Source organism: Microcoleus sp. Pol17C6 (assembly GCF_036701145.1).
In the GTDB taxonomy this organism is placed as follows: domain Bacteria; phylum Cyanobacteriota; class Cyanobacteriia; order Cyanobacteriales; family Microcoleaceae; genus Microcoleus.
Genome location: NZ_JAUBQH010000137.1, coordinates 1 through 2,837, shown reverse-complemented (window position 1 = coordinate 2,837; position 2,837 = coordinate 1). Strand labels below are relative to the sequence as shown.

2 protein-coding genes are annotated in these 2,837 nt (G+C 51.1%); both read right to left on the bottom strand.

All coding sequences use genetic code 11. The annotated features are described in order from the left end of the window. On the bottom strand, window positions 1-491 hold a 491-nt coding region (locus tag QUA25_RS28960; protein WP_333043127.1), incomplete at its 3' end, for a DUF4347 domain-containing protein. Between the two features lie 775 nt (window positions 492-1,266). After that, window positions 1,267-2,837: calcium-binding protein (locus QUA25_RS28955; RefSeq protein WP_333043126.1), on the bottom strand; the 1,571-nt coding region annotated here is incomplete at its 5' end.

The following is a 2,837-nucleotide window of genomic DNA, read 5'->3' as shown; positions in this document are numbered from 1 at the left end:
GCAAACTCCAAATTCCAGTTACCACCGCGGCCAGTGCGATCGCTAGATGCCGCAATATCAGCCCCGGTTAACTCGCCTAGGCGATCGACAAAATCGCTTCCCGAACCCGCCGCAACATCGCAACCGTAAAGCACAATATCGGCTTTGTCGCTTAGCGCATTTCGCCACCCTTGCAACTGGCTTTCATATTGCGGCAAATTATCCGAATTCAGCGTTGCAGAACCTAGCTGCAAGCTGCCAGAATTGCCGTGAGAAAAAATGTGAACTTGGTCTACAGTTTCCCCAGCAGCAGAAATTGTTTGCAGTTTCCCAGTAATTTGCTCGACTCCGTTACCATTTTTATCTAAAATGATGATCTCTGCACCGGGAAGCACGCCACCCGCAAGAGTTTGATAGTCATCTAAGTCGGGATCAATGAAGACAATAGATTTAGAACCAGCATTGGGGAAAACAGATTGTGAATCCATGTTAGTGGCAAAAGTTGAACTCATTTCGCATACCCATGAGAATGTTTACTATTTGCTGGTAGATTCACCTTGAAAGCAGAAGGCTAGAGATCCAGAAGGCAGTAGGCAGAATTAAAATCTCGGTGTTCGATCCGGGAGATTAAAATTTAGGTAAAAATTTTAACTTTATCCCTAATTGAAATCCGAGACTTGTCTCCCTAATCAGCTTAAGCTGTGTAAAAATTGCGATTTTTTTAGCAATTAACAGCAGAGGATGTAATGTAAATAGTCCGGCACGGGGAACCTCTCTATATAGATTTGCCATGCACACCATTAGCCAGATAAGTAGTGCATCAAACCATTGGGAAGCCTTGGTCAGTGAAAATTAATAAAAGATTTTCGGGGGTTCCGAATTCCTGAAAATTGCTCTAGCTAGTACCTGATACATTCGCATTAGATAAAACCAGGAAAATTGCCTAAAAATTTGATTGATTTAACTTTTTCATACCTGGAAAAAATTTCAAAAAATTTGAAATTTAGTGGTTGAGAAAGCTTGCTTTATTCGGGCGCTACTTATGGCTAGCCAGCTCAGGATTGCAATAGACGGATGTGCCTCATTCTAGATGTGGGCGATCGGCAATAAACAAGATTTATTACCGATCGCTGTTGAAAAGAATCAGATCGATCGCTCCTATTCGTTGGCGTAGCCCCCGTAGGCGCGGGCGACGCTAACGTCATCCACCAAATTTCAGGAGTTTGAGAGCTTTCTTCACCACTTCTAAGCGGGCTGGCTGCTTATAGCGCACCCTATCCCAGGCAGTTAGAGTGTTAGCTGAGTGAAATCGCTAGCGGTAAGAATACCGGGGGTAATATTGTTAAGCTTCGCTAACAATTGATTGGTGTCCGTCACAGTAATCAAAGTTTGATTGTTGCTGGAAGTAATACTGAGTTGATTAAAACTCAAATCAGAATTCAACCCAATTAAATCCTCTCCCTTGCGGAAATCATTAATGATGTCGCTACCCACACTTTGATTGAGGAAAAACACATCATTTCCCGAACCTCCCGTCAATGTATCGTCCCCAACATCCCCGGAAAGGAAATCGTCCCCAGCACCACCGCTGAGAATATCATTACCTTTGCCGCCGTAAAGCGTATCGTTATCGGTGTCGCCGAACAGCACATCGTTTTCATTGCCACCCAAAAGCAAGTCGTTGCCCTCACCGCCATCGAGACTGTCGTTTTCTTTGCCGCCGTAAAGCGTGTCATTTCCCAATAAGCCAAAAATCAGGTCTGCACCTTCATTGCCAAAGGCAATATCGTTGCCATTTCCAGCATTAATTGTGTCATTTCCTAAGTTGCCTAAAATGTAGTCGTCTCCATCTTCACCGAGTAAGATATCGTCATCTTTGCCGCCAAAAATGCTGTCGTTGCCAAGGCCGCCGGCAACTGTATCATTGCCTAAATCTCCCCTCAACAAGTCGTCGCCCTCACCACCAACAACAGTGTCATTATCTTTGCCAGCGTAGATGGTATCGTTGCCAGCGTCGCCAGAGATGAAATCGCTGCCTCCATTGCCGAAGATTGAGTCGTTATCTGCACCGCCGTCAATGTTGTCATTGCCGCCCATACCGTAAAGAATATCGTTGCCGACTTGTCCGTTAATCGACTCGTTGATGCCACCGCCCATGATGAAATCGGCATCGTTACCGCCGTTGATAGTTTCTTGGACGGGGTTGGGGGTGATGGTGGCAGAGTCGAGTTGCGGGGGGTTGAGGCTATCGAGCGGGTCAGCATCCGAGGCCGGAGTTGGAGTCGGAGTCGGTTCCGGTGTCGGCGGAGTTGGAGTCGGTTCGGGCGTGGGAGTTGGCGCCGGTGCGGGTGTGGGAGTTGGCGCCGGTGCGGGCGTGGGAGTTGGCGCCGGTGCGGGCGTGGGAGTTGGCGCCGGTTCGGGCGTGGGAGTTGGCGCCGGAGTCGGTGGTGTCGGCGCCGGAGTCGGAGTCTCAGTCGGAGTAGGCGCCGGCGCGGGTGTCGGAGTAGGCGCCGGTTCGGGTGTCGGAGTTGGTGCCGGTGCGGGTGTCGGAGTAGGCGCCGGTTCGGGTGTCGGAGTAGGCGCCGGCGCGGGTGTTGGAGTAGGCGCCGGTTCGGGTGTAGGAGTAGGCGCCGGTGCGGGTGTCGGAGTAGGCGCCGGCGCGGGTGTAGGAGTAGGCGCCGGTTCGGGTGTCGGAGTAGGCGCGGGCGTGGGAGTTGGCGCCGGTTCGGGTGTCGGAGTAGGCGCGGGCGCGGGTGTCGGAGTAGGTGCCGGTGCGGGTGTGGGCGTCGGAGTAGGCACCGGGACGACACTACCTCCCAATTCAAAAGAGCCGCTGTCGACGATGGCACCTGGAATGC